This is a genomic window from Mesorhizobium sp. M2A.F.Ca.ET.037.01.1.1 (assembly GCF_003998075.1).
Classification (GTDB): domain Bacteria; phylum Pseudomonadota; class Alphaproteobacteria; order Rhizobiales; family Rhizobiaceae; genus Mesorhizobium.
This window is the reverse complement of record NZ_RZSA01001430.1, coordinates 1-1,157: the sequence shown is the minus strand read 5'-3', so window position 1 is coordinate 1,157 and position 1,157 is coordinate 1. Positions and strand designations below refer to the sequence as shown.

General features: G+C 69.1%; 2 protein-coding genes. Both read left to right on the top strand.

The window, feature by feature from the left end:
* Positions 1-285: ATP cone domain-containing protein (locus EOA27_RS37370; protein WP_127258820.1), on the top strand; the 285-nt coding region annotated here is incomplete at its 5' end.
* A 2-nt stretch (positions 286-287) separates the two neighbouring features.
* Positions 288-1,157 (top strand): bifunctional diaminohydroxyphosphoribosylaminopyrimidine deaminase/5-amino-6-(5-phosphoribosylamino)uracil reductase RibD (ribD, locus tag EOA27_RS37365; protein WP_189562337.1); only part of this gene is annotated, 870 nt, incomplete at its 3' end.

Genomic DNA, 1,157 nt, shown 5'->3' with positions numbered 1-1,157 from the left:
CTGCTGCGCTCCGTCGAGATCGCCGTGCGCAAGCGCAATGTCGACCCCGAGCGCATCGACCGCGCGGTCACCGGCATCGTGCGCCAGCTCGAAAGCTCGGGCGAGACCGAGATCGCTTCAGGCGAGGTCGGCCGCCTGGTCATGGAGGCGCTGAAGTCGCTGGATGACGTCGCCTATGTGCGCTTCGCCTCGGTCTATCGCAATTTCCGCGAGGCCAGGGATTTTCACGAGCTGCTGGGCGAGTTGAAGGGCGACGAGGAAAAGACCGAAGAGGACGCCGGCTGATCATGGCAGGACCGCGACTGGACGAGGCCGCGCAGGCGGCCCTTGATCGCCGTTTCATGGCCGCGGCCATCAGGCTGTCGCGCCGCAATGCCGGCCGCACCTCGACCAATCCTTCCGTCGGCACCATCATCGTGCGCGACGACGGCGCCGGTCCGATGATCGTCGGCACCGGCGTGACCGCCGTGGGCGGCCGCCCGCATGCCGAGACAGAAGCGCTCGCCGAGGCCGGTGAACTGGCCCGAGGCGCCACCGCTTATGTGACATTGGAGCCTTGCGCCCATCACGGCCGCACGCCGCCTTGCGCCAACGCGCTGGTCAATGCCGGCATCGCGCGTGTCGTTGGCGCTGCCAGCGATCCCGATCCGCGCGTCTCCGGCAAAGGCTACGCCATCCTGCGCGCCGCCGGTGTCGAGGTGGTGGAGAAGGTGCTGGCAGCCGAGGCCGCCGAGCAGATGGCCGGCTATCTCACTCGTTCTCTCAAGAAGCGTCCGGAAGTAACTCTGAAGCTTGCGCTTTCGAGCGACGGCAAGATCGGCCGCAAGGGCGCCGGCCAGGTCGCCATCACCGGCGAGATCGCGCGGCGCGATGTCTATCTGATGCGCGCGGAGTCCGACGCCATCCTGGTCGGCATCGGCACCGCGCTCGAGGACGACCCGGCGCTGACCGTGCGCCTGCCGGGGCTGGAGAACCGCTCGCCGGCGCGCATCATCCTCGATCGGCAGATCCGGTTGCCGGAGACATCCAAGCTGGTGTCCGGCGTCGACCGCGTTCCGCTCTATGTCGCCTCGTGCCTCGAAGCCGACCCGCACCGGCGGGCCGCGCTCGAACGCGCCGGCGTGCGCTTCATCGGCCCCGGAAACCCAGAGGGCGGC